At 48.2% G+C, this 25,078-nt stretch carries 19 protein-coding genes; 9 read left to right on the top strand and 10 right to left on the bottom strand.

The window, feature by feature from the left end; all coding sequences use genetic code 11:
* Positions 1–564: 564 nt before the first annotated feature.
* Together MHB43_RS05870 and MHB43_RS05865 are read right to left on the bottom strand one after the other, a co-directional pair.
* Positions 565–1,188 carry a pyroglutamyl-peptidase I gene (locus tag MHB43_RS05870; protein ID WP_405131534.1) on the bottom strand — a complete coding sequence of 208 codons (624 nt, stop codon included), beginning with the start codon at positions 1,186–1,188 and terminating at the stop codon, positions 565–567.
* A gap of 21 nt (positions 1,189–1,209) precedes the next feature.
* Complete coding sequence (locus MHB43_RS05865; RefSeq protein ID WP_036672452.1) at positions 1,210–2,211, bottom strand: Gfo/Idh/MocA family protein; 1,002 nt, start codon at positions 2,209–2,211, stop codon at positions 1,210–1,212.
* A gap of 490 nt (positions 2,212–2,701) precedes the next feature.
* On the opposite strand from MHB43_RS05865, the gene MHB43_RS05860 reads away from it, so the two are divergent.
* The 7 genes from MHB43_RS05860 to MHB43_RS05830 all read left to right on the top strand — a co-directional run bounded on the left by MHB43_RS05860 (position 2,702) and on the right by MHB43_RS05830 (position 12,064).
* Entirely contained in the window at positions 2,702–4,432 is a 1,731-nt protein-coding gene (locus MHB43_RS05860; RefSeq protein WP_405131533.1) for a helix-turn-helix domain-containing protein, read from the top strand.
* A gap of 225 nt (positions 4,433–4,657) precedes the next feature.
* Entirely contained in the window at positions 4,658–5,605 is a 948-nt protein-coding gene (locus MHB43_RS05855; protein WP_405132396.1) for a FecCD family ABC transporter permease, read from the top strand.
* A 2-nt stretch (positions 5,606–5,607) separates the two neighbouring features.
* Positions 5,608–6,624, top strand: a complete 1,017-nt coding sequence (locus MHB43_RS05850) for an iron ABC transporter permease (RefSeq protein ID WP_076253349.1) — start codon at positions 5,608–5,610, stop codon at positions 6,622–6,624.
* A gap of 59 nt (positions 6,625–6,683) precedes the next feature.
* Positions 6,684–7,631, top strand: a complete 948-nt coding sequence (locus MHB43_RS05845; RefSeq protein WP_405131532.1) for an iron-hydroxamate ABC transporter substrate-binding protein — start codon at positions 6,684–6,686, stop codon at positions 7,629–7,631.
* 314 nt (positions 7,632–7,945) lie between these two features.
* Entirely contained in the window at positions 7,946–8,380 is a 435-nt protein-coding gene (locus MHB43_RS05840; protein ID WP_221818969.1) for a MarR family winged helix-turn-helix transcriptional regulator, read from the top strand.
* A gap of 68 nt (positions 8,381–8,448) precedes the next feature.
* The gene (locus MHB43_RS05835; RefSeq protein ID WP_221818968.1) at positions 8,449–10,239 is read left to right on the top strand and encodes an ABC transporter ATP-binding protein; all 1,791 of its coding nucleotides are present in this window, start codon (positions 8,449–8,451) and stop codon (positions 10,237–10,239) included.
* On the top strand, positions 10,232–12,064 hold the full coding sequence (locus MHB43_RS05830; protein ID WP_221818967.1) for an ABC transporter ATP-binding protein: 1,833 nt from the start codon (positions 10,232–10,234) through the stop codon (positions 12,062–12,064). Before MHB43_RS05835 ends, MHB43_RS05830 begins: the two co-directional genes overlap by 8 nt.
* Positions 12,065–12,388: 324 nt before the next feature.
* Here MHB43_RS05830 and MHB43_RS05825 read toward each other — a convergent pair whose 3' ends face one another.
* Positions 12,389–13,804 carry an ATP-binding protein gene (locus tag MHB43_RS05825; protein ID WP_221819310.1) on the bottom strand — a complete coding sequence of 472 codons (1,416 nt, stop codon included), beginning with the start codon at positions 13,802–13,804 and terminating at the stop codon, positions 12,389–12,391.
* Positions 13,805–14,219: 415 nt separating this feature from the next.
* Between MHB43_RS05825 and MHB43_RS05820 the strand changes: the two genes are divergently transcribed.
* Positions 14,220–14,555, top strand: a complete 336-nt coding sequence (locus tag MHB43_RS05820; RefSeq protein WP_221818966.1) for a hypothetical protein — start codon at positions 14,220–14,222, stop codon at positions 14,553–14,555.
* A gap of 278 nt (positions 14,556–14,833) precedes the next feature.
* Here MHB43_RS05820 and mglC read toward each other — a convergent pair whose 3' ends face one another.
* The 7 genes from mglC to MHB43_RS05785 form a co-directional block, all read right to left on the bottom strand.
* Positions 14,834–15,853 carry a galactose/methyl galactoside ABC transporter permease MglC gene (mglC, locus tag MHB43_RS05815; RefSeq protein ID WP_221818965.1) on the bottom strand — a complete coding sequence of 340 codons (1,020 nt, stop codon included), beginning with the start codon at positions 15,851–15,853 and terminating at the stop codon, positions 14,834–14,836.
* Between the two features lie 15 nt (positions 15,854–15,868).
* Positions 15,869–17,374 (bottom strand): sugar ABC transporter ATP-binding protein, encoded by a 1,506-nt coding sequence (locus tag MHB43_RS05810; protein ID WP_221818964.1) that lies wholly within the window; start codon positions 17,372–17,374, stop codon positions 15,869–15,871.
* 74 nt (positions 17,375–17,448) lie between these two features.
* Complete coding sequence (locus MHB43_RS05805) at positions 17,449–18,510, bottom strand: galactose ABC transporter substrate-binding protein (protein WP_036606548.1); 1,062 nt, start codon at positions 18,508–18,510, stop codon at positions 17,449–17,451.
* 171 nt (positions 18,511–18,681) lie between these two features.
* Positions 18,682–19,854: a substrate-binding domain-containing protein gene (locus MHB43_RS05800; protein WP_405131531.1), complete on the bottom strand. Its 1,173-nt coding sequence runs from the start codon at positions 19,852–19,854 to the stop codon at positions 18,682–18,684.
* Positions 19,832–21,658, bottom strand: coding sequence for a sensor histidine kinase (locus MHB43_RS05795; RefSeq protein ID WP_221818962.1), 1,827 nt, complete (start codon positions 21,656–21,658; stop codon positions 19,832–19,834). Before MHB43_RS05795 ends, MHB43_RS05800 begins: the two co-directional genes overlap by 23 nt.
* Positions 21,655–23,388 carry a response regulator gene (locus MHB43_RS05790; RefSeq protein ID WP_221818961.1) on the bottom strand — a complete coding sequence of 578 codons (1,734 nt, stop codon included), beginning with the start codon at positions 23,386–23,388 and terminating at the stop codon, positions 21,655–21,657. The genes MHB43_RS05795 and MHB43_RS05790 overlap by 4 nt, the downstream gene beginning before the upstream one ends.
* Positions 23,389–23,722: 334 nt before the next feature.
* Positions 23,723–24,625, bottom strand: coding sequence for a tyrosine-type recombinase/integrase (locus MHB43_RS05785; protein ID WP_221818960.1), 903 nt, complete (start codon positions 24,623–24,625; stop codon positions 23,723–23,725).
* Positions 24,626–24,794: 169 nt separating this feature from the next.
* Here MHB43_RS05785 and MHB43_RS05780 point away from each other — a divergent pair, with 169 nt between their 5' ends.
* Positions 24,795–24,995 (top strand): cold-shock protein, encoded by a 201-nt coding sequence (locus MHB43_RS05780; RefSeq protein WP_017690333.1) that lies wholly within the window; start codon positions 24,795–24,797, stop codon positions 24,993–24,995.
* Positions 24,996–25,078 lie beyond the last annotated feature (83 nt).

Below are 25,078 nucleotides of genomic sequence, written 5' to 3'. Positions count from 1 at the left end.
ACTTAGGGGTAGTAAAGGTCGTATTCAGGAGGGCACGAATCGGAGTCTGTCCTTTAACTTCCCCGTACCTGTTTTGCTGAATTCCTACTTTCCAGCAACAGTTGTATAAGCCTTACCGGGTTTCGGGTTTCGGGTTTCGGATTTGAGGTTTGCGGTTTGCGGTTCGTGGTTGCGGTTTTAGAGTCTAATCTTTAACTAGGCAAAAAACTTTCATCAAGATACTTTGCTGCAGACTAGTGACCTCACTAACCATGTTGGACTACACTACACATGACACACGAAATAGAAAGAGCTGTCCCTAACGTCAGACTTAAGACGATGGGACAGCTCTTTTTTCACTCTATGTTCAACTTCATATCTATACTCATATCCAACACTCTACTCAACCCAAGATCGAAGCAGAAAGAAACCCATGCAACTCCACGCTCTCCACTTCATCTTGAACCCTACTGTACTCCATCATCCCAACCCCCTGCTCTCCCTCTCGCAACGGCGATCTACGAATCCAACCAACCGTCACCTACGATCTGCTGCAACCGCAGCCGAAACGATCGTAACCATCCCCTAAGATTCAGCCACAACCGTACGAATCATAATCCGCAGTGCATCCAGCATCATGGGAATAGGCAGCGACGGGACGGAAGGCTGCAACACCGCCATCTCTGTGGAGGCTGGAAAGTGTACAAATCCGGTACGAATCGGAAGCTGCCCTATACGAATGTGATCCAGAACCCGGTACATCGTGTTGTTGCAGATATATGTACCTGCTGTATTGGACACGGCAGCTGGAATGCCTGCTGCGGACATGTCATCCACCATGGCACGTATGGGCAAAGTGGAGAACAAACCGTCCGGGCTGCCATCTACAATTGGCTCGTCCACAGGACGTTGTCCTTGGTTATCTGCATAGGAGCCAGGCGGAATGTCTTTGACATTAACGGCAATCCGCTCCGGTGTGATGGACGTTCTGCCCTTGGCCAGCCCACAGGCGATGACGACATCTGGCCGATAGGCTTCCATCTCTGCGATCAGCAGGTCTGCACATTCATCAAAGCGCACGGGCAACAGTACTGTTTTTAGCTCAGCACCCTCGATCACTTCGTTTGCAAGAGCATCCATTAACGCCCCCGTCGGATTCACCGCATCCCCGCCAAAAGGTTCAAACCCGGATATCAGAATCTTCACCATCACACGTCAGCTCCTGTCTGTTTACTCCGATTTGTAACGTAATCCCCACTGACCCCGAATTGTGTCCATCAGCTTCATGATTTCCAAGGATTCGTCCAGTTTAATGGTGTTGCTCTCCGTCCGACCTTCGAGGATACAACGTCCCGCTTCTTCTGCCTCAAAAGCATAACCAATACATGTTCGATCATCCGTGAACTTCTCCGGCTCGTCCTGACCATTCACATGCAGATAGGCTTCTTTACCCGCCAAGAATAAAGGAAGACGAATCTTGCCTTCCGTACCGTATATGACTGCTTCATTGCTAAGGTTCAGACGAATGGCAGCACTCAGTGATGCAGAACGTCCCTCAGAATAGGACAACAACACGGAAAACTGCTCGTCCACACCCGTCTCACCGATATTGGCCGTACTCCATACATGCTGGGGCTGTTCGCCAAAGATCATCGAAGCAAAGGAGATCGGGTACACCCCTGCATCCAGCAAAGCTCCCCCACCCAGATCCGGATTAAGCAACCTTCCTTCCGGCTCCCAGCCGACACGGAATCCAAAGTCTGCCTGAAGCAAACGTACTTCACCGATTCGTCCTTCTGCAATCCATGCTCTGGCTTGAGCGATCGGTGGCAAAAAGCGTGTCCACATCCCTTCCATCAGGAAAAGGTTACGCTCCCGTGCCGTCTCCACCAGTTGCTCCAACTGACGTGCATTCATCGTAAACGGCTTTTCACAGAGCACCGCCTTGCCTGCCTCCAGACAAGCCATTACATTCTCCTTATGCACAGGGTGAGGTGTTGCCACATAGATAATATCTACCTCAGGATCTTGCAGCATCTCATCATAAGAACCGTAAGCGCGTGCAAAACCATATTCAGCTGCAAACTTCTCCGCACTTCCCGCTGTCCGTGAACCTACTGCTGCTTTCACTGCGTTCCCCGCATGCTCCAGATCCCTTGCGAACTGGGATGCAATCCATCCCGTGCCCATAATGCCCCAGCGTACTTTGTCCCGTCCCACTACTTCTGTCATATTAAAGCCTCCCTACTGCAATTTGAGTTGAAAAGGTTCATGATTCTGATCAGGCCAACATGTTATCCCCTTTATTTTACCAAAAAGAAACACTTACGTCAGAAAACGATTTCGATTATGTGCTTTCTATAGAATTCAAGCTCATCAGGGTCTCGAACATATCTGGGTACATTTCAATTCTCCAGTAGATTTGCTAAGATTATCAGCAGACCTTGGCCAAGAATTCTTGTCCCTAAGCATACTTGCAACTAGCGACAATCTGGTTAAACTATCGATCACATAACAGGATCAGGATCATATACCCTGTGCTATTCATAAAACATCTGACTATACTGCAAACGCGCTTTTGACAAGACAGCCAGTAATGATAACATCATGCGAAACGCATCAATAGACGTTCAAGAAAGACGTTCAGGTCTGAGAAAATATAGTGCGTTCCAGATTCAATCATTACATAAACTGTTCAAAAGAAAGGAGGACGCATAACACCATGACTATCATCCCTGGTACCGCCCACAACGGCATGAAACCACACATGTTGCATCAGCAGACAAGTCCCAATGCAGAAAAAGAATCCTCAACCCGAGCAGGCCTGGATGCATTCCTGAATGATACCCTGATCGAACTTCGTCAGGCAGAACATATTATAACCCGTGGGGAATGGCGCTGGTCCACAACTGAGCTGGCTCATCATACCTTCATATACATGCACAAATTCACAGGCCAACTGATCATGAATGGGATCAAATCTCATGTGGTTCGCAAATCAGCCTGTCTGTCCCTACCAGGAACTGCAATTGAACTGATTAGTGATGATGACCATGATATTGAACTGTATATGATTCACTTTGATCTGTATCGGGCTACGGAGAAAACAAAAGCCAGACGAATCTACGAACGTGAGCTCAGTTCACCTGTTACAGGCTGGATTCAGGGCCCGTTTTACGGTATACAGCGCATTGCCGCACAGCTTACACAATTAAGCAATGAAGGTATGGAAACAGGCCTGAAGGCACAGCTCTTCCTGACGGAACTGTTACATATGCTCTGGCCCCAAGAAGACCAGACTGACGTAGGGGCTGGGCAGGATGAACCTGAACAGTGGCTCAGGTCCACCCTGCAATACATGCGCGAAAACTATATGCACGAGATCAAGCTGGAAAAGTTGGCTGAACTGGCTGACATGCACCCGTCCTATTACTCGCAGCTATTCAAGAGCCGCATGCAGAAGAATCCGATTGAATACATCACTCATCTGCGTATGAACCGGGCCAAGGAATTACTGCTCACTTCCGATCTGCGTATTCGTGATGTGGCTCGTGAAGTGGGTTACCGTGACGAATTTTATTTCAGCCGACGTTTCCGAAACCATGCCGGTTATGCGCCAACTTCCTATTCGAAGCAGGTCCACCGAAATATCGTGTCGCTCTCCTATCCATACACGGACCACCTGATGACACTTGGCATCACGCCATGCGCAGCTCAGATCCAAGGCCATCTTCCTCATATGCCCAAATCGCTGACGCTGCCCTTTCACGCCTATGAACCTTGGGAACAGGGACGTCAGGCTTTCCTGGATGTGAATCCTGAATTGGTTCTGACCAAGGACAATGCAGCTGCCAAAGCCATGGAGCATATTGGCGATGTCGCCCCCATCATCACGATTCCCTGGAACCAGACAGACGTCTTTGGTCATTTGCATCAGATTGCATCCATTGTGGATCGTACCCAAGCAGCGACAGATTGGCTGGATCGACATGAACGCAAAGCAGAGCGTGCACGTAAAAAAATCAAGGAATTGGTCGGGAACATTACCGTTGCCGTGGGCACGTTAACGCCTAAAGGTCCACGGATGTACAGCCATCGCAACTTCGGACATGTCTTTTATCGAACCTTGCAACTGGCCGCTCCTCAGCTTATTCAGACCGAACTGGCTGGCAAATCTCCCGGCGTTGGATTCAACTGGCTGCCCTTCACACCAGGAGAATGGGACGGACTGGAGGCGGATGTGCTGGTACTGGCGATTAATTCTATGCATGAAAAGGCAACACTGTTGAAAGAGATGGCTTCGAATCCACTGTGGAACAGCCATCCTGCGGTAAAAAACGGACGTGTACATCTCATCGACTGGAACTCATGGGTTGTATATGCTCCATATTCCATCAACATCCAGCTCGATGAAGCGCTCTCTATGTTGACGAACAAACCTTCACTTTTGTAATCTAAAAAATGTCCATCTCCAAAATCTTAATTTATGCCATGTACGGGCCTGAATTAAGATTTTATAATGATCACTAATTGATAATGATAATCAATAACAGTGAAATACGTTGTTGGTACCAAAGGAGTGACCCGTATTCAACATCCGGGACTGCCACATCGTCCGTCTAATTCAAGAAAATCTGCAGTGAGCGTTGGGCTGACGTTTTTGTCTGCCTTAGCCATAATGCTGCTAAGTATGTTTGTCGCGATCTCTTTAGGTGCCAAAGGGTTAACGCTGGAAACCGTATGGGCTGCCATATTTCAGTACAACCCAGCTTTGACACCACATCAGATTATCCATGAGCTGCGGTTACCTCGTGTCCTTGCCGCGGTTATTATCGGCGCTTCCTTTGCTGTTGCAGGAGCTTTAATGCAGGGCATTACACGCAATCCGCTGGCAGACACAGGCATTCTGGGCATCAATGCTGGAGCCACTTTTGTCGTAGCACTGAGCTTTGCCTTTTGGCCCGGACTGCCATACGGCTGGATTATGTTTTTATCATTCATGGGGGCTGTTCTGGGCACACTGCTTATCTTCCTGCTTGGAATGGCAGCACCTGGTGGTCTGAATTCCATTAGACTGACCGTTGCCGGAGCCGTTATTGCAGCCATGTTAACCTCGCTCAGCACAGGTGTTGCCATTTATTTTGACCTGAGTCAGGATCTGGCCTTCTGGTATGCGGGAGGTTTCGGTGGAATAGAATGGCGGCATCTCAAGCTGATTCTTCCCGTGCTGCTCGCCACACTAATACTGATTATGCCACTTGCCCGGCGTGTATCACTTATGTCACTCGGTGAAGAAGTGGCGATTAATCTCGGGATCAACCTGCGCTGGACGAGATTTCTCGCCCTTGCAGCGGTTGTTGTGCTGGCTGGTGTGTCCGTGTCGGCAGTAGGCTCCATTGGATTTGTCGGACTAGTCATCCCTCATATCTCCCGCAAACTGGTGGGTGTGGATTATCGACTCATCATTCCGATGTCTTCTCTGCTTGGAGCGATATTACTGGTGCTCGCCGATCTGGGCTCACGCATCGTGAACCCGCCCGAGGAACTCGCGGTAGGCATTATGGTCGCTTTTGTCGGTGTACCGTTCTTCCTCTATCTGGCCCGTAAAGAAAGGAGGGCCTTGTAGTGATGAATTTTAATACACCTTCACGAGGTAAACGTTCGATAGTCGTCAGTATCACGCTGCTCTGTATCGCGATTGCCGTTATTGTGATCAGCCTGAACACGGGAACCATTCGTCTCTCCCCAGCGGCTGTGTTACAGACTTTGCTTGGTAATGGCAGTTCGGATGATCAGATTGTACTGTTTGATTACCGACTGCCTCGCATCCTGGTAACTGTATTGGCTGGAGCAGGACTTGGTATTGCCGGAGCGGCCTTGCAAGGGATCACCCGCAATCCACTTGCGGACCCGGGGATTCTGGGATTACATGCGGGGGCAGCCTTTGGACTAATGGTGTTTGTTAGTCTCTCCTTTACGATGGATGGCTCTGTGGCCTTGCTGATCCCGTTGTTTGCTTTTGCAGGCAGTGTGGCCGCCGCTCTGATCATCATGCTGTTATCTTATGATCGCCATAACGGCGTATCGCCCATTAAGCTGATTCTGGTGGGAATCGCGGTAGCGGCCGGGTTCCATGCCTTGACACTCTACCTATCCCTGCGTCTGGATGAAGACACCTATTCCTTTGCCGCTCGCTGGTTGGCAGGAAGCGTCTGGGGCCGGGATTGGATTCATGTGCAAGCGTTGCTTCCTTGGGTGGTGTTATGTATCTCGTACATCTGGAGTCGATCCAAAACGCTCGATGCCTTCAATCTTGGAGATGCTGCCGCAACCAGTATCGGGACACCTGTCCGATCCCAGCGTATTATTTTGCTGCTCTGTGCCGTGGCTTTGTCTGCCGTTAGTGTATCGATGGCTGGTGGGATCGGTTTTATCGGTCTGGCAGCGCCACATCTAGCACGCAGACTTGTCGGTCCGATGCATCGGCATCTGATTCCTGCTGCCGGGCTCATCGGTATGGTTATTCTCGTGACCGCCGATACGATCGGGCGAACGATCTTTCAGCCTAATGCCATTCCGGCAGGCGTGGTGGTTGCTGCGATTGGTGCACCTTACTTTTTGTACCTGTTAGTACGAAGCAAGTGATCCTTTTTCAGAAAACAATAAAGACATCCAAGAGATGTTCAAGGAGATTGTGACTACCCATGTTAAAGAAAAATCTTATGCTTGTCATGAGTATCTGTCTGGTACTTGTGCTCGCAGCCTGTGGAACGACCAATAATTCATCATCTGCTTCTGGTGGTTCGTCTACGGATACTTCAACCAAGAATCAAGACAACAGCTCAAGTTCGGGAGAGCAACGCATTGCCTCCATGTCGATCCATCTGACCAATGATCTGCTGTCTCTCGGCATTACTCCGGTTGGTTCCGTTATTGGTGGTGAAGCTAAAGGCTTCCTGTCCCATGTTGCTGATCAACTTCAAAATACAACACCACTTGGTCCGGTTAAAGACCCGGATATGGAAGCTTTGCTTGCCCTGAAACCCGATGTGATCTATCTGGACGAAGAATTCTCCGGTGGTGACATTGCCAAATTCGAAAAAATTGCTCCGGTGCATGTATTCAATCTGGATAACGGTACATGGCGCGACCATCTGAAAGACATTGGCAAACTCGTGAATCGCGAGAAAGAAGCCGAGCAATACATTCAGGACTACGCGACCGAAACAGAAGAAGTGAAATCTCTGATTCATGACACGATTGGTGATGGTACTGTGATGGCGATCCGTGTTACTGCCAAAGAATTACGTGTATTCAGTACACGCCGTCCCATGGGTCCCATTTTATATGAGGATCTCGGTCTGACTCCTGCCAGAGGGATCACAGATATCGACTCGACTAAACCTTATCAAGTTGTCTCCCGTGAAATATTGCCAGACTACGATGCAGATGCGATCTTTGTGGTTGTGAATTCGGATGATGAAGCCCAGACCATGTTCAAGGAGCTGCAAAACAATCCGATCTGGCAAGGCCTGAAAGCAGTCAAAGCCGGCCATGTCTACCCGATTGGTGCACAACCTTGGCTGGATTACTCATCGATCGGTAATAAAATGGCCATGGATGAAGCCAAAGAAATGTTCTCCAAAAAATGATTTTCCTTACACTCCACACTTAGCGTGTCACAATACCAAAAAACCTCTCTTAGAGACCGGAACAGAGTTAGTTATCATACTCTCTTCCGTTCAAAGCAGAGGTTTTTGTTTTTTTCTTATCTATTTTACTTGTTTACTTTCCAGCCAATCGACCTGGAAATACCTTAAATCCAAAATTAACGACTTGTATTCACTTGACGATATGTCAAATCAAACTTAAGATTTATTTAGTCGACTAACTAAATGTGCGTGTTCAAAAAGTCGGGTTTTGAGTACCGAGAAGATGGAATGAAGGTAGAAATGGAGTAGATGATATGAACCCAGTCCAAAATGATCGGTTAATGGGACAGCTATCCGAACTCGTGAAACTGAAACGCTACAAGGTTCATGAGAAACTTGTGAACCACCCCGAGTTATACCCGGGGCAGCCCCCTTTGCTGTTCCAGCTTGAACGGAAAGATGGCCAATCCCAGAAAAACCTGGCCGAACAACTTCAGCGCAGTCCCGCAACGGTAACTGTCATGCTCAAGCGCATGGAATCATCCGGTTATGTGAGACGCGAAGCAGACCCGAAGGATCTGCGCAGTCTGCGGGTATACCTGACGGATCAGGGCCGATCCGCGCTACAAGAATTGAAAGAAGTGATTCAGGAGTTGGAACAGCAGGCCCAGAAAGATTTTACACCGGAAGAACTCCGGATCATGTCTGCACTTGCACAGCGTATGCTCCAAAACCTGCGTGAATCCTGAGGTGATGCAGACTCGTGACATCGTTTAAAAGAAAATAATTATGCAATGAAGATTGAGGTGATTCCCTATTGTGGACGTTAAAACGATTCTTGACCCCGTATAAGTCGGCGGCAATCGTCGCCCCGCTGCTCATGGTACTTGAGGTTACCATGGACCTGCTCCAGCCCAAGCTGATGTCCAGCATTGTGGATGATGGTGTACTTGCAGGGAACCTGCCCCATATCGTGACCACAGGTCTGATCATGTTACTTGTTGCGTTAATCGGCTGGGTTGGCGGCGCAGGCTGTACACTCTATTCAAGCAAAGCTGCCGTTGGATACGGCACAGATCTTCGCCAGGAACTGTTTGACCATATTCAAACCTTCTCCTTCCGCAATCTGGATACGTTTCAGGAAGGATCTCTGATCACTCGTCTGACCAGTGACATTACCCAGATGCAGACCTTTGTGCAGATGCTGCTGCGGATGTTTATCCGTTCGCCAATGCTGATCATCGGAAGTATCATCATGGCGTTTACGATCAGTGTGAAACTGGCTTTGATTCTTATTGCGACAGTACCGGTACTGTTTATTATTTTATTTATTCTAATAAAAGCTTCCTATCCGCTGTTCGCCAGTGTGCAGATCAAGCTTGATCAGGTCAACGCCGTGCTTCAGGAGAATCTTGCCGGCATTCGTGTCGTCAAGGCGTTTGCACGTGCACGTCTGGAGAAAAAACGGTTCAAGCAATCCAACGAAGATTACACTACAACCGCCGTCAAAGCCTGGCGTATTGTAACGCTGAACGCACCCGTACTCAGCCTGATGCTGAACGCTACCATTGTAGCGGTGCTGTGGTTTGGAGGTTCCCAGGTAGTGGGAGGCGATATTGCCGCCGGGGATCTGATTGCTTTTATCAACTATGTCACGGTTGTACTCTCTTCCCTCACGTCAATCGGCATGATGATGATGAGCTTCTCCCGTGCCAAGGTATCTGCTGCCCGGATCAACGAGGTGTTACATACAGAGCCAGATATCCAATCGGGAACCGACAACGATAACTCGGGGAATGTACAGTCATCCCCGTCTACTCGTGATCAGTCCCGAAACCAAACGTCTTCTCTTCCCTCACACACAGGCGGTCAAGTGGAGTTCAGAGACGTATCTTTTCGTTATGACGGAGACCATGCACTCACTGACATTAACCTGAGGGCTCGCCCGGGTGAGAAAGTGGCCCTGATCGGTTCAACAGGTTCAGGCAAAACCTCGCTGGTGCAGCTGATTCCCCGTCTATACGATGCTTCGCAGGGTGAAGTGCTCGTGAATGGAGTGAACGTTCGCCACTGGGATCTTCAGGATCTTCGCAGCCGTGTGTCCATTGTGCTACAGGAATCCATCCTGTTCAGCGGCAGCATCCGGGATAACATTTGTTTCGGCCGGCCAGGTGCAACAGATGCTGAATTGCGTGCTGCGGCACAAGCTGCGGCAGCGGATGATTTTATTATGAAACTGAAAGATGGGTATGACACGGAGCTGGGTCAACGCGGGGTCAATCTGTCCGGTGGACAGAAACAGCGGATATCCATTGCACGCGCCCTGCTCATGCGACCGGAAGTACTGATTCTGGATGATAGCACCAGTGCTGTGGATCTACGCACGGAAGCGAGCATTCAGAAGGCTTTGCAATCCTTGATGAAAGACAGTACCACCTTTTTGATTGCACAGCGGATCTCCTCCGTGAAGGATGCAGACTGTATATATGTCATTGATGAAGGACAGATCGTTGCCAGAGGCACACATGATGACCTTATGGCTCATTCATCACACTATCAAGCCATCTATTATTCGCAGCAACGGAAGGAGGATGTTCAATTTGGCTAAACCTGCATCTTCCTCCATACAACAAACGGTCGTGCCTCCCATCGGAAGACCCGGACCTGCGGGCAGAGGACCTGTTCCCAAAGTCAGAGCCAAAAATGCTCGCCACGCCCTAATCCGGGTATGGTCGTACATGGGACGTCATCGCAAAGGAGTTATTGCTGCATTAGTGCTGACGGCTCTTGGAACACTGCTTAACCTGGCAGGACCTTACCTTCTCGGCCGTGCCGTTAACGAACATATCGTGCCCAAAATAACAGCGGGTTTGCTGAAGGAATGTCTCCTCTTGCTGAGTGTTTATGCCCTTGGCTCACTCCTGATGTGGGCTCAATCCTATGTCATGATTGGTGTGTCCCAACTGACCGTCAAAGATCTGCGACATGCGTTGTTCTCTCGACTGCAAGAGCTGCCTATTAGCTTTTTTGATAAAAATCAAAGCGGGGACCTGATGAGCCGAGCCACTAATGATATCGATAACGTATCTACAACGCTGAATCAAAGCGTAACCCAATTGATGTCCAGTGCCATCCTGCTCGTTGGCTCCTTGTCGATCATGTTTGCACTCGATGTTCGGCTCACCCTGCTCAGTCTGGTGACTGTACCCTTGATAACCATCGCCACTCGCCTGATCGCGTCAAGAACACGCAAACACTTCACCGCCCAGCAGAAATTACTTGGTGAGCTTAATGGGTATGCTCAGGAAACCATTGCTGGACAAAAAGTCGTTGCTGCCTATAACCGTCAGGATCAGGCACATCGGCATTTTCAGAATCTGAACGAGAAACTGCGCACATCCAGCACACAGGCCCAGACCGTTTCAGGTTTAGTTGGACCCACGATGAACGTGATGAACAATATCGGGTTTGCCATACTCGCTTCTGTAGGTGGATGGATGGCTTATCATGAAATGACGTCCATTGGACTGATCGTCAGCTTTCTCGCTTACTCCCGCCAGATTGAGCGGCCACTCAACGATCTAGCCAATCAGTACAATCTCATTCAGGCTGCAATCGCAGGTGCTGAACGTGTGTTCCACATTATGGATACACCTGGCGAATACGTAGAGGAACAGAAGAAACAGCTGGATCAGATTCAAGGTAGAGTTGTATTTGAAGACGTCTCTTTTGGGTATAGCGCGGAGCGAGACATTCTCAAGAAGGTTAGTTTTACTGTAAAACCTGGTGAGATGATTGCACTTGTTGGACCTACCGGGGCAGGTAAAACGACCATTATCAACCTGTTGCCCCGTTTCTACGAGATTACAGGCGGACAGATTACCATTGATGGATGTGACATCTCGGAACTGGAGAAGGATCAACTCCGTCGGCAACTCGGCATTGTCCTTCAGGATGCCTACCTGTTCTCGGGTACCATTCGCGACAATCTTGCCTACGGCAAGTCGGACGCAACGGATGAACAGATCAGGCAAGCGGCTGAGCTGGCAAATGCACATTCGTTCATCCGCAAACTGCCACAGGGTTACGATACCCCCATCATTTCCGGGGGAAGCAACCTGAGTCAGGGACAACGACAACTGCTGACCATTGCCCGGGCAATTCTGGCTGATCCGGCCATTCTTATTCTGGATGAAGCAACCAGCAGCATTGATACGCGTACAGAGATGAAGATCCAGGAAGCGATGCGCACTTTAATGAAAGACCGCACCAGCTTTGTCATCGCCCACAGACTGAGCACGATTCGTGAAGCCGATCAGATTCTCGTCATTGATGATGGACAGATCGCTGAACAGGGCAACCATGATGAGTTGATGCAGCAACAAGGATTCTACTATCAGTTACATCAGGGACAGCTCAATAAGTCGAACTAATGATTATTTACACAGACACTACGATGACAGAATAACCTTCCAATCGCTGTTATCCCCAGATTTTATCGATTCCCTTTTCATAAGGGGAAAATCCGGGGATAAAGGCGAGGTGCATGCTTCCGAAGTAGCTTTCTTTCAGAAAGCTTTCAGCTCCGCTTTTCAGGTTTTTTCTGTCCTCTCCGTTACGTGTAAATGATTAGTTCAACCCAATATAGTCTGAAATTGAAATACTAAACGCCGCATGGGGTTCTTCAGGACCCAAGCGGCGTTTTTATATTTTTGACTAATGACTATGTTATTGCTATCTCTGGGTGGTTATACGATTTACGTCTCCATGGGCAGATGAAGCGTGAAGGTAGAGCCAACCCCCATTTCGCTATGGACGGTAATTTTACCATTGTGATCCTGAACGATTTTCTGGCAGAGTGCAAGTCCAAGCCCCGTACCTTCTTCTTTGGTTGTATAAAATGGATTAAAGATTGTGGATAGCGAATTTTCCGGAATGCCGCTTCCTGTATCTGTAATTGAAATGAGTACTGCGTCCCCGTCCTGCAACAAATCCATATGAACCTCACCAGGGTCTGTCATTGCTTCAAAAGCGTTACGAATCAGATTAATCAATACCTGCACAATTTTATCTCGATCCATGATGATCACAACTGGCTCATTAGTCATTTCAAGCGTAATTTGATGCCCTCGGGATGCCGCATCTGACTCGGTCAAAGACATCACTCGTTCAAGGCAGTGACCCAAATGTTCAGGCTTCATGTGATTGGCATGTGGTTTGGAAAACTGCAAAAATTCAGCCGTCAGATCGGTTACTCTCGTCACCTCACCCATAATCACTTCATACCATGGCGCGATATTAAACGCTTGTCCACGGGACAGCTGCAGGAATCCCCGAATTGCGGTAAGCGGGTTCCGAATTTCGTGAGCCATACCCGCAGCCAGTTCACCTACTGCCCTCAGTCTTTCGGAACGAAATACTTCTTCTTCATTTTTCAGCCATTTGCTGCGCTGTTGTTGAAGCAGCCTATCCTCGGCTACCGTCATAAAGTGCTGCAACGAATCTGACATTTCAGGGTACAGAGAGATGCTGTAGCTTACCTGGAGTCCTTGAAGCTGCACGGATAGCAGTGACGACATTCGTTCTTCCACATCCTGTATCTCTGGCAAAACGACCGCAAATCGGTCTCCTGCATACCGGGATATGCCATAGGCTTCGGTGAAATGATTGCTGATCATCTGGCCTGTACCTGTGATTACCGTACACCAAGGATCTTCTGAATCTTTTTTAAAGCCGCTAAAGTTATTGACGTTCAAAAGGACAAGCAAAAAAGACCGTTGCTCTTCTACTGTCTTATGTAACATCTCCATGTAACCTTCGTAATTCAACAGTCCGGTAAGCGGATCATGCAGGGTCAGGAACCGATTCTTTTCCCGAAGCCTGCGCTTCTCGACCTCACTGTTGATTAAGGTATGATACAAAAAAATGATAACAACCGAGGTTAACAGGTCAAATAACGAAACCAGCAAAGCATATGTATCTACAGGCACATACGAAAGCCGAATCAACGTATATTGCAGCATAAGCAGCAACGAAATCGGCAAGGTCTGTGCCAACCTTGGTTTGTCCTGGATCATTGAAATAATGAGCATATAATACAGCATGTTGCACCAGTTCAGTTCACTGAAATAGTGGAATATCCCGAGAAAAATCCACTGAAATTTTCGCAGCACAGGATATCGTCTCTCCCCATAAATACTTGCTACCAATAATGTCGCCGAAAGTGACATTATTGCCATATTAGGGGTAAGCCTGAGAACATAAGAGGACAGAATGACAAGCAGACAACCTAGCGGGAATATCACCATTTTCATCGTGTAACTAAGCAAACAGCCTCGCCCCCTTTGACATAAAACTCACATCAAACAACTTATGTACATGTATTATATCGATTATGATTAGCTGATGTTGTCGATTAGTGGAGGCTCGTCAAATTCGCACGAATGTATAAATTATGAAGGCAATAGGACATATGATGTAATTGTAATCAACAAAAGTGAAACAATTCCTCTTCGCATAAATCATTATTGTGGTACAATACATTAATGGATTAATTTAGGATAAATACTTTCTTATGGAGGATATCACATGATAACACAACGAAAACCACTGGGCCTCGGAACGCTCTCTCTACTCGTACTATTGATGGGTCTCGCCTTTAATTTCCAATGGGGCAAAACAAATTTTATGATCAGTCACTATCTTTTTAACTTAATAAACATACCGATTTATAGCAACGGAACTCAAGGACTTCATATTCCTTTTGTAGTAGCAGCCCTCTTCTGGATTCCAGCCTTCTTGCTTGCCAAAAAAAATCGTTCACATTATGGCACAAGTGTATCTTATAACGTCGCCGGATTCATGTTGCTCTTATGCATCATTGGACCAGTTATCCCCGTTATCGATTGGATGGTCAATGGTTAAACGCTTAAAGCCAGCTCTCTATATTCAGAGGGCTGGCTTCTTTGCTGCTTTTCCATATAAGATGAACAAATTGTTTACACGATAACGTAGAGGACAGAAATAACCTGAAGAAGCGGAGCGTTCGCCTAAAAGCTTTCTGAAAGAAAGCTGCATCGGAAGCATATGCTATCCCCGGATTTTCACTTCTTTTAGAAGGGAATCAAAAAAATCTGGGGATAACAGCGATCAGAAGGTTGTTCTGTCATCGGAGTGACTGGTGTAACCTCTTGAGGCTCATCTTATTTCTTCGCCATATACTTACGGATATCAAAAGCCACCGCAGCAACAATGATCAATCCTTTGATAATCAACTGCCAGTATGGGCTCACACCAATAAACGTCAGACCATAGTTAATGACCCCGAAGATCAGCACACCCGCCATAACCCCAGGAACCGTTCCAATACCTCCTGCCGTTGATACGCCGCCTACCACACATGCGGCAATCGCATCCAGCTCATACATGTTACCGTAATTGTTTGTTGCTCCACCTGTGCGTGCTGCCTCAAGTACACCGCCCAGACCATATAGTGCACCCGCAATAGCATACAGCGCAACCAGGTTGCGTGCCACATGAATCCCGGATACATGCGCTGCCTGAATGTTGCCACCAATCGCGTACATGTTTTTGCCGAGACGTGTTTTGTTAAAGACCACCCAGCAGATTAATGCCACCGCAATAGCAATCAGGACAATATACGGGATGGAATAACCTCCGCCCAGATCAATGTATCCAGAGCCAATAACGGTGAAGTCCGGTCGTAATCCTCCGATCGGCTGTGACTGGTTGGGTTCCGTATCAAAATAAATGGAGTTCAGTCCGTACACGGCAACCATCGTACCCAGCGTTGCGATAAAAGGAGGTACATGTAATTTGGCGACAATGAGTCCATTGACCAATCCCACGAATAGACCCGCGGTAATCCCGACAAGGATCGGCAGACCCACCCATAAGTGGGGCAGATCGGGGAAGAAGCGATTGGCATACTCGTCAATTTGCAGCATCGATGCCGATACAACCGCTGTCAGACCAACCACCCGTCCAGCGGACAGATCGACCCCGCCCGTGACAAGGATAAAAGCTGCACCGAGCGCAATAATGGCCCGTGTGGAGGACTGCTGCAAGATGTCCCGTAGTGTGGAGAAGGCCAGAAAATTCGGATCGGCAATCGCGATACCAATAATGAGCAGGATCAATACGATAAAGATGGCGCGTTGTGTTACATATTGTTTCACTTGATTGATCATCTGTGTGTTCATCTGTTTCCCTCCTGACTAAGCCATCCGCTGCTGCGCGGCCAGCCTCATAATATCCTGCTCTGTTGCCTCGGCTCCGTCCACGATTCCGGTGAGACGCCCTTCGCTCATCACCATAATGCGATCCGACATACCCAGCAGTTCTGGCATCTCCGAGCTAATCATGATAATGCTTTTGCCCTGACGAGCCAGTTCCGTAATAATGGTGTAAATCTCAAACTTGGCCCCTACATCAATTCCACGCGTCGGTTCATCCAGCAGGAGTATCTCCGGGTCGGTCAATAACCAACGGGCCAGCAGAACTTTCTGCTGATTACCGCCAGATAGGTTGCGAATCAGCGTGTTAACTGAAGGCGTTTTGGTTCTGAACTTCTGCGTCTGCTCACGTGCCTCTTCGCGGCCCTTTTTCTCGTCCAGCAAGCCCATTCGATTTCGGTAGCGCCCCAGACTGGCAATGATCGTGTTCTCATACACCGACAACACCGGGAAGATTCCTGTGACCCTTCGTTCTTCGGTGAGCAACGCGATGTTATGACGCTTCGCTGCTGCGGGGGAGTTAATCTTCACCTTGCGCCCATGAATCGAAATTGTACCTGAAGCGAGTCCACGCAGTCCAAACAAGGACTCAATCAGTTCTGTCCGCTGTGCTCCAACCAAGCCGCCAATGCCAAGCACTTCACCTTTTCGCAGCTCAAAGGATACATCACAAAACGATTTGGACTGGCTTGATGTCAGACCCTCGGCTTTTAATATCACTTCACCGGGTACGTTCGTCCGTTCCGGGAAACGTTCGTCCAGATCACGGCCAACCATACGCGTAATGATCAGATCTGTTGTTAAATCAGCAGCATCCCAAGTTCCTACAACGAAACCATCACGCATGATCGTCACTTCATCCGAGATCGTCAGGATCTCCTCCATCTTGTGTGAAATATAGATAATGGATACGCCGCGACTGCGCAGTTCATTAATAATGGCGAAGAGCTGATCCACTTCCTTGCCTGTCAGGGAAGAAGTTGGCTCATCCATGACGATGACTTTGGATTGAAACGAGACCGCCTTGGCGATTTCCATGGATTGAATCTTGGAGACAGACAGTGTTCCCGCCTGAGCCTTCGGATCAATATCCAGGTTCAAGTCCTTGAACAGGGCCAGCGTTTCGGTATACATCCGTTTCTCGTCCACTAGTATTCCCCTCATCGGAAAACGACCCAGCCATATATTCTCCATCACCGGACGATGCGGGACCGGATTCAGCTCCTGATGAATCATGGATATGCCTTGCTGAAGGGCCGCTTTGGAATTCGGAATATCCACATCCTTTCCTTCGATACGTATCGTTCCTTCATCCGGGTGATACATGCCGAACAGACATTTCATAAGTGTGGATTTCCCCGCTCCATTCTCTCCCATCAAGGCGTGAACCGTCCCCGGTTTCACTTTCAATGTGACCTGACTTAGTGCCTGCACACCCGGAAATGCCTTGGAAACTCCATTCATCTCCAGCAGGTAAGGTGACTCCATCTTGGTTCCTCCCTTCCATATGACCGGCAAAAAAGGGACGCTACCCGAATGTCGGACGTCCCTGTCTCGTGCTGTTATTGGGCGTCGGCGATGTTGTCTTTTGTAATCTTTTTGTATGCAATCCAGACGTATTTACCATCTGTAATGTCGTATTTGGTATTTTCCTTTGTTGGTGTCTCACCTTTGGCAAGTACGGAAGCCAGTGCCACCGTGGCTGCACCCTGATTCTTGGCATCATTAAGCACCGTGCCCAGCATTGTACCATCCTGGAGAGCCTGAATGGCTGGAGCTGTTGCATCCACACCTACAACCGGCATGGATTTGCCGTCCTTGAAGTATCCGGCTGCTTTCAATGCCTCAATGGCTCCCAAGGCCATGTCATCATTGTTTGCGAGAACGGCTTCAATCTTGTCACCATGTGAAGCCAGGAACGCCTGCATTTTCTCCTGACCTTTTACCCGATCCCACATCGCCGTGTCTTCCGCCAGCGCTTCCACTTCAATTCCGGCATCCTGGATCGCCTGAACCGAATATTTGGTCCGAAGCTCTGCATCCTGGTGACCCGGTTCCCCTTTCAGCATGACGTATTGCAGTTTGCCATCACCGTTTTTGTCCGCTTCCGGATGTGCTTTCCAGTAATCCACAATTAGCTGACCGGAGATCGTACCGGACTCCTCCGCTTTGGCTCCTACGTAGTACACTTTATCCCATTTGTTCATATCTTCCGCCACCGGCTCACGGTTGAGGAATACTACTGGAATATTCGCTGCCTTAGCCTTGTCAATGATGACACCTGCCGCCGTCCGGTCCACCGGGTTCACGGCCATTGCATTGTATTTCTTGGATACAAACAGATCCACTTTCTCATTCTGGGTCGGCTGTGCATTCTGGCTGTCCACGATATCCAGAGTCGCAACGCCTTCCGCTGCTGCGGTCATTGCATTACGTACACCCGTCATGAATGTATCATCGAATTTGTAGATGGCAACACCAATCTTTGGCGTTTCCGTCCCGGCTGCTGTCTGACCTCCTGTATCTGTTCCCGTACTTCCACCTGCACTGTCTCCGCCGCTGCTACACCCCGCCGCCACAACCATACATGCCGTAATCAACAGTGTCATCCACGTTTTCTTCATATTCTTCATATCCTAATGACCTCCCCCAAGTTCATTCGGCTTCACCGATGTCTTTATTATGAAAGGGTTTACATTAAATTCGAATACAATATCTTCACCTGTTCTATCGAAATCTTCCTCAAGTTAACAAACTCCTTAATTTCTTCATTCAGCATTCGTTCCGGCACTCTTTTATTGTACAAAAGGAAACAACAGCTTCTGGTTATCCATCCAGAACATATTGTCTGTACTAACCAGCTTGGTCTCAAGTAACACTCTCGCTTGCACCTGTTGATTGTTCAGCCGTGCAACGGCTTGATTCAATCCCAGATAACCTGCACTGTATCCATTCTGGACGATGAGATGATCAAAGACCCCTTCTTGCAATTGCTCCAGTTGCTGTTGTTCACTGCCGAATCCAACAATCCTTACTTTGCCCGCAGATTTGCGTCGATTCAGTTCATCGGCTGCTCCCAGAGAAGCAGGTTCCTGAAGAGTAATGAAGCCATCCACCTCCTGCTGGTCCAGCAATTGCTTTGCAGTCTGCCAACATCCATCCCGTGTATTACATATCGATTTGGGTTCTACTTGAATATCAGGATACTGTACCAAAGCTTCCATAACTCCCTGCTCTCTCTGAATCAGACCAGAATTAAGAGGATCGGGGCCCAATAAGGCCACAAGCCCTTTTCCTTCCAGAAGCCCCGCCATAGCCTGGCCGGCCTGTCTTCCCGCCTCAACATTATCCATCGAGATGAAACTGGTGATGCCTTTCACGGGAAATTCATCGTTAAGCACAATGACAGGAACAATGGTTCCATCAGAATTCATTGTCTGTGCCTCCTGAATGATGTCACTAAGTGCCTTCTCACTTAGGGGATCAACCAATAGAGCTGATGCCCCCTGCTTCAGAGCCGATGCGGCGGCCTCCACTTGAGCCTGCTCTCGTGCACTGCGAGACAACGTTTGGCTGTTGATATTTTCCTGTTTGACCTGCATCTGGCTTCCAGCAGAGTCCAGAATGGCAGGTGTGTACACATCACCATCGGAAGGGTATGCTTCCACGGTAATCAGTTCGGCCCCACTCTCTTTGGCAGCCGCTTCGGCGCCAAGCCGGATGGCTTCCGCAAGTTCCCCTGTCCCAGCTGGCGTAATCAGCGCAATACGTGGCGGTGCTGCCGTAGCATCGGGACTCGATAAGCCACAGGCACTGCATATGAGCAGACAGCAGCTTGCAGCTGTCTGGGTTAATAACCGACGTTTCCGGATTCCAGGGAAGCTCGCAACAACCTTTTTCCAAAATGTACGGATATTCAATCCTTTAACTCTATGAGTATCGTTCTTATTCACTTGGTTGTTTGTCATCAGGCTCACCCTCCTTCTGCTGCGATTGAATGGGAATCCGAACCCAGACCGTGGTACCTTCTTCCAACTCACTTGCAAAATCAAGGCCGAAGCCCTCCCCATAATAAAGCCGAATTCGGTCATGGACGTTGCGTACCGCTACGCCGGAGCCTGCACCGCTTTTGACCACAGGACGACCACTCAATAATCCCGACATCTGTTCTTCCGTCATGCCGACCCCATTATCTGTAATGCGAAACACCAGCTTGTTGTCCTCATGATAGACATCGACCTCAATACTTCCTTCGTCCATGTGGTACTCGATGCCATGAACAATGGCGTTCTCAATCAGGGGTTGAAGCACCAGCTTTAATGTCAGGCAATCCAGAAGCGTATCATCGGCCTTAATCGTAAAGTTGAATTTGCGCTTGAACCTCATCTGCTGAATCGTCAAATAATGCTGCGCATGCTCCAGCTCTTCCCTGACCGTGATAATCGTTTTGCCTTGACTAAGACTTATGCGGAACAGGCGCGAAAGAGATGTGATCATCGTGATCACTTCCTCATTGCGGCTCATGCCTACCATGCGCACCACAGAATTCAGCGTATTATATAGAAAATGCGGATTGATCTGAGCCTGTAAAGCCTCCAGCTCCAGACGCCGCTTCTGTTCCTGTTCATGGATGATCTCATCCATCAAGGTGCGAATTTTATTGACCATCAGGTTGAAGCGACGGGATAGTCGTTCCACCTCCAGCGGCCCTTCAATAGGCAACTCCACGTTGAAATCCCCGCGCTCCACCGCCTTCATCTTACGTTCCATTCGCCGGATCGGACGCGTCAGACTGGAGGAAAGAAACAGGGATACGAGAATGACCAGTACCAGAACAACGACCAGTACACGAATGAGATATCCATTGACCTCCTGACGCGTTGTCATAATCTCATCCAGATAAGCAACACCGACTATTTTCCACCCGATATTGGCAACGGATTTCACGGTATTCAGCCTTTTCTGTCCATCTGCTTCATCTTCGTAACTGCCGGAAGCCACCAAAGCCTGTTCAATATTCTCGCTTTTGAGCCCCATATACATCAATTGCTGCTGCGGATGGTACACGATATTGCCTGCACTTTCATCGATGATATACACGTATCCTCGTTGCCCCAGACTGACCCGACGGCTCAGTTCATCCATCTGTTTGAAATTGATATCGACCAGCAGAATAACCTGCCGATCCTGACCATTTTGCCGTATCGTTATGCCTTTGCTCATGGAAACGACCCATTTATATGGGCCTGTGTACATGTTCTGAATATGAGGCAACGAGAAACTCAGGTGATCCGGCACACGAAGCGCAGACTGAAACCACCCTTGCTGTGTCACATGGGCACTTGGTTTTAATTCAGCTGTAGGTCGGTTCTTGAGCAATTTCCCCGTGGAATCGAGCAGAGTAATTGAAATGATATCTTCACGACTGCTGAGCAGTGTGTCGAGTTGTTTGTCCACCAGTTCCCCTTCCCATGTCCCGTCACGCAGCATGTGTTCCTCAATGGCACGGTACAGATGAGACATACTGCGGACGTAATCCTCCAGGTTATAACTGACCTGATCCACAATCTGTCTCGTCGTGAGTTCCGCACTTCGCTCGGCAGCCTGCGTGAACTTGTCATGCAGAAGCATCGCCATGATGGTCAGTACCAAAACGATGAAGACGGAAAAGGACCACGTAATAATAAACCGGATACTGCTGACTCTGGACGAACGCAGACGAGAGCGTAATTGAGGTCCCGTGGACTTCACCCATCTGGACAAAAACTTCATCGGATCGAACCTTCACTTGCTGTCTGAGAAGCCTGTTTACGATATTCTTTGGGCGAGACGCCAATATGTTTTTTGAAACAAAAACTGAAGTAATTGGGTTCAGCAAAGCCAACCTGCTCTGCAATCTCAAATGACTTCAGTTCTGTCGAGCGAAGCAGTTCCCGCGCTGCCTCCATTCGGATCTGCATTAGGTATTGCAGAAAGGTAAGCTGCACTTCTTTTTTGAAAATGCCACAAAAATAACCGGAGCTGATATGCAAATGCCCACACACCTTCTGAATGGACAGGTCCGGGTCGGCATAATGCTCCTTGGTGAAGACTAACGCCTGCTCGACAATATCCTTGTATACATGCTGGCGTCCGCTGGCAATGCGATGTTGTACGAGTAGACAGACTTCCCGTACCTTCTTCTGTGCATCAGTAAGTCCCGGCAGTCGGAACAAATCCGCATACAACTGGAACCCTGCACCAAAGATGTCCTCCATTTCCTCCCCTGATGCCTGTGCTGCCTTCCATACTGTTGTTAATACTTCAATTAAATAGAGCTGAATATCACTTCGCCCGTGTTCCACTGTAATTTCCCGGAAAATGATCGCAAGTGCTTCCTCCAGCTCCGCTTGTGTACCCGCCTTCAGACAACGTGTCAGCGTCTGCTGCTTCAACTCGTCGAACCGCAGCTTTCCCGCTGTCTGTCGCTCCACGTCCGCGATGTATATAATTGAATCCGTCCCGGGCACAAGTCGATAATCCAATGCCAGCAGGGCATCTTCATAGGCATGATTCACATCCGCGAGTGTATCGACAATCTGACCAGATCCCACCGTAGCCGGGATACGTAAATAGTGGTTGATGCTGCGCATCACATTTTCCAACGCTTTCTGTTGCCGCTTCGCTCCATCTGTACCGCCCGAGCGATCCACATAGAGCAGGACAATCGTCTCCTGATGCATAAAGGCATGACCTGCCCCATGCTCCGCCCAGACTTCTGCCGCAATGTTAAGTGCAGCAAAGCGTTTCAGCTCAGCATCCTCAGATTGACGCAAGGAACCTCCGGGAACCAATATCTCAGACTGATCCGCTACCTCGGATGATGTTTTGTTATGTCGCTGTGGGGGCTCGATAAATACTCCCTCAGACTTCTCCTTCTGTACTTCTCCATCCATGTGCAGTGTCAATACGGACACCCCATAGCGCTCTCCTGTCAGGTCCAATCCGCATTGTTTGGCTTTACTATGAATATATGTCGAGGATTTCTGCCGATGGAGCAAGGTCGCCATCAGATCTGCCTGTAATAAAGGCAAACTGGTATGATAGTGCTCACGCAGCTGCTGTACATCTTCACGCTCAGCCACTTCAGCCGCCATCTGGGCGCGCAATCTTGTGAGCAGTTCGGTGAGATGCCCTGCCGAGAACGGCTTCAGCAGATATTCATCCACACTTAACGAGATGGCTTGCCTCGCATAATCAAATTCATCATATCCAGTCAAAATGACCACCTTCACGAGTGGATTACGCTTCCTCAATCTTTGTGCGAGTTCCAGACCATTCATGAATGGCATGCTGATATCCGTCACCACAATGTCCGGCTCTACCCGCTCCGCCATCTCCAATGCTTCCCGCCCATTCTCAGCCAAACCGACAATCCGCAGATCGAGCGCTTCCCAATCGACCTCTACAACAAGTCCTTCACGCACATCTTCTTCATCATCCACCAGCAGTACCCGGTACATGTTTGGATTCCTCCTTTTGATGACGGCCTTATGCCCTAGCAACGAATATATATGTAGCATTGTGAATCATTTGATTTCTTATGGCTCACCGAATTGAAGCAAAATGCAAAGGCTCATGTTGATCTGCTCCAAGGTTGCCATCATAATATACAATATTATCAGGGATATGTAATCGCTTTCTTTAATAGAGGTAAGGCAACCCTGTTGGGCAGTGCCTAAGTGAAATGTGAAGGATAGTATATGAGTGCTAAAGGCAGGTTAAAGTAATACAAACACGGGAAATTTCGAAGTACTTCTAATAAGAGGTGTTTTGATTCTAACTATAATTCAGACTTCATTCTTGTTCTTTACGATGATTTGTACTTAATGCTTTAAAATAAATCATGGTTGTATCTGGGTTGGTGTGTCCCATTATCTCGGCTAAACGGTGCAGTGGCGTATGCTCAGCCATGACGTAGCCAAAACGATGACGCAGATCGTGTGAACTCAATCCTTCCAGCCCTGCTGTTATCATTACTTTTTTAATCAGGTGCCGCAATGCTCTCTCCGTTAAACGATCGTTTGTCTTCTCTGAAGGAAAAAGGTAAGCAGGATCGGTAGCAAGATCAGATAAGTACTGATTCAACATGACAACACATTGTATATTCAAAGGGATCTTACGTTGCACGTTGCGTTTATCGGCTCTCACTGTCAGGTGACCGCTTCGTCTACCAAGTTCGATATCCTGAGGCTTGAGGTTGCATACCTCCATCGTTCGCAAGCCTGTGTGAAACATTAGGGTCAGGATTGTCTGATCACGAAGGGAATTACCGTACTCCACTGCCGCGAGGAATGCCTGCTCTTCTTCTAATGTCATTCGGCGTGGACTTACTTTGTCTTCCGGAATGAATTTTAATGGTTTGGAAGGGTCATGACTGAGCCTGGATTCCAAGACAGCCCATTTGAAAAAACGCTTCAGCGTAATCAACCTCCGGTTAATGGTGGCTGGTTTCAATAACATAACGTTGTGAGCATTTTCACGATAACTGACTAAAGTGGATGTATCCACATCTTCAATTCGCAGTGAGAACTCTTCACTAAGCATGGTGCTTTCCTTGTACCATTCGATAAAGTGTTTCAGATCACTTGTATATTCCTTCACGGTTTTGGGATGCAATTCTCCCTCATTAGCAAGCATATGTATGAATTCCTCTATCGTCGGTTCCCGCTGCACCGAAATCCCTGATGACTGATTCATTAGAAAATACCTCCAAATCTTGACTTATATTAGCGGACATGGTATTATCATATTAATCGATACATTAGCGGACATCAAGTTCGTGGTTTGAATGCACCAGGTGAGTGTCAATTTTTCAATAATACTCGTCATAATGATCGGCTAAAAACTTATTTTTTGGAGGAATCACATGCAAACAGGTACAGTGAAATGGTTCAACGCGGATAAAGGATTCGGCTTTATCGAAACTGAAGAAGGAACAGATGTATTCGTTCATTTCAGTGCAATTCAAGGTGAAGGTTACAAATCTTTGGACGAAGGTCAACGCGTTCAATTTGAAGTAACTCAAGGTAACCGTGGACCACAAGCTGAGAACGTTACTAAACTTTAATTATATGAAAGCTGCCTTATTAATAAGGCAGCTTTTTATTTACACATATGTTGCACAGTAAAGAAAAGATTTCACATCACAAG

The sequence above is a fragment of the Paenibacillus sp. FSL H8-0317 genome, assembly GCF_045040685.1.
GTDB lineage: Bacteria > Bacillota > Bacilli > Paenibacillales > Paenibacillaceae > Paenibacillus.
The sequence above is the reverse complement of the archived record's forward strand: the minus strand, read 5'-3'. Positions and strand labels throughout refer to the sequence as shown.

What these genes read in the sequence shown, in the direction of transcription:
- MHB43_RS05845 (WP_405131532.1), top strand. Translation starts at nt 6,684, where the DNA reads ATGTTAAAGAAAAATCTTATGCTTGTCATGAGTATCTGTCTGGTACTT.
- MHB43_RS05785 (WP_221818960.1), bottom strand. Translation starts at nt 24,625, where the DNA reads ATGAATCAGTCATCAGGGATTTCGGTGCAGCGGGAACCGACGATAGAG.
- MHB43_RS05810 (WP_221818964.1), bottom strand. Translation starts at nt 17,374, where the DNA reads ATGGAGTCACCTTACCTGCTGGAGATGAATGGAGTTTCCAAGGCATTT.
- MHB43_RS05820 (WP_221818966.1), top strand. Translation starts at nt 14,220, where the DNA reads ATGATAACACAACGAAAACCACTGGGCCTCGGAACGCTCTCTCTACTC.
- MHB43_RS05860 (WP_405131533.1), top strand. Translation starts at nt 2,702, where the DNA reads ATGACTATCATCCCTGGTACCGCCCACAACGGCATGAAACCACACATG.
- MHB43_RS05850 (WP_076253349.1), top strand. Translation starts at nt 5,608, where the DNA reads ATGAATTTTAATACACCTTCACGAGGTAAACGTTCGATAGTCGTCAGT.
- MHB43_RS05840 (WP_221818969.1), top strand. Translation starts at nt 7,946, where the DNA reads ATGAACCCAGTCCAAAATGATCGGTTAATGGGACAGCTATCCGAACTC.
- MHB43_RS05805 (WP_036606548.1), bottom strand. Translation starts at nt 18,510, where the DNA reads ATGAAGAAAACGTGGATGACACTGTTGATTACGGCATGTATGGTTGTG.
- MHB43_RS05855 (WP_405132396.1), top strand. Translation starts at nt 4,658, where the DNA reads ATGCTGCTAAGTATGTTTGTCGCGATCTCTTTAGGTGCCAAAGGGTTA.
- mglC (WP_221818965.1), bottom strand. Translation starts at nt 15,853, where the DNA reads ATGAACACACAGATGATCAATCAAGTGAAACAATATGTAACACAACGC.
- MHB43_RS05865 (WP_036672452.1), bottom strand. Translation starts at nt 2,211, where the DNA reads ATGACAGAAGTAGTGGGACGGGACAAAGTACGCTGGGGCATTATGGGC.
- MHB43_RS05795 (WP_221818962.1), bottom strand. Translation starts at nt 21,658, where the DNA reads ATGAAGTTTTTGTCCAGATGGGTGAAGTCCACGGGACCTCAATTACGC.
- MHB43_RS05780 (WP_017690333.1), top strand. Translation starts at nt 24,795, where the DNA reads ATGCAAACAGGTACAGTGAAATGGTTCAACGCGGATAAAGGATTCGGC.
- MHB43_RS05870 (WP_405131534.1), bottom strand. Translation starts at nt 1,188, where the DNA reads ATGGTGAAGATTCTGATATCCGGGTTTGAACCTTTTGGCGGGGATGCG.
- MHB43_RS05800 (WP_405131531.1), bottom strand. Translation starts at nt 19,854, where the DNA reads ATGACAAACAACCAAGTGAATAAGAACGATACTCATAGAGTTAAAGGA.
- MHB43_RS05790 (WP_221818961.1), bottom strand. Translation starts at nt 23,388, where the DNA reads ATGTACCGGGTACTGCTGGTGGATGATGAAGAAGATGTGCGTGAAGGA.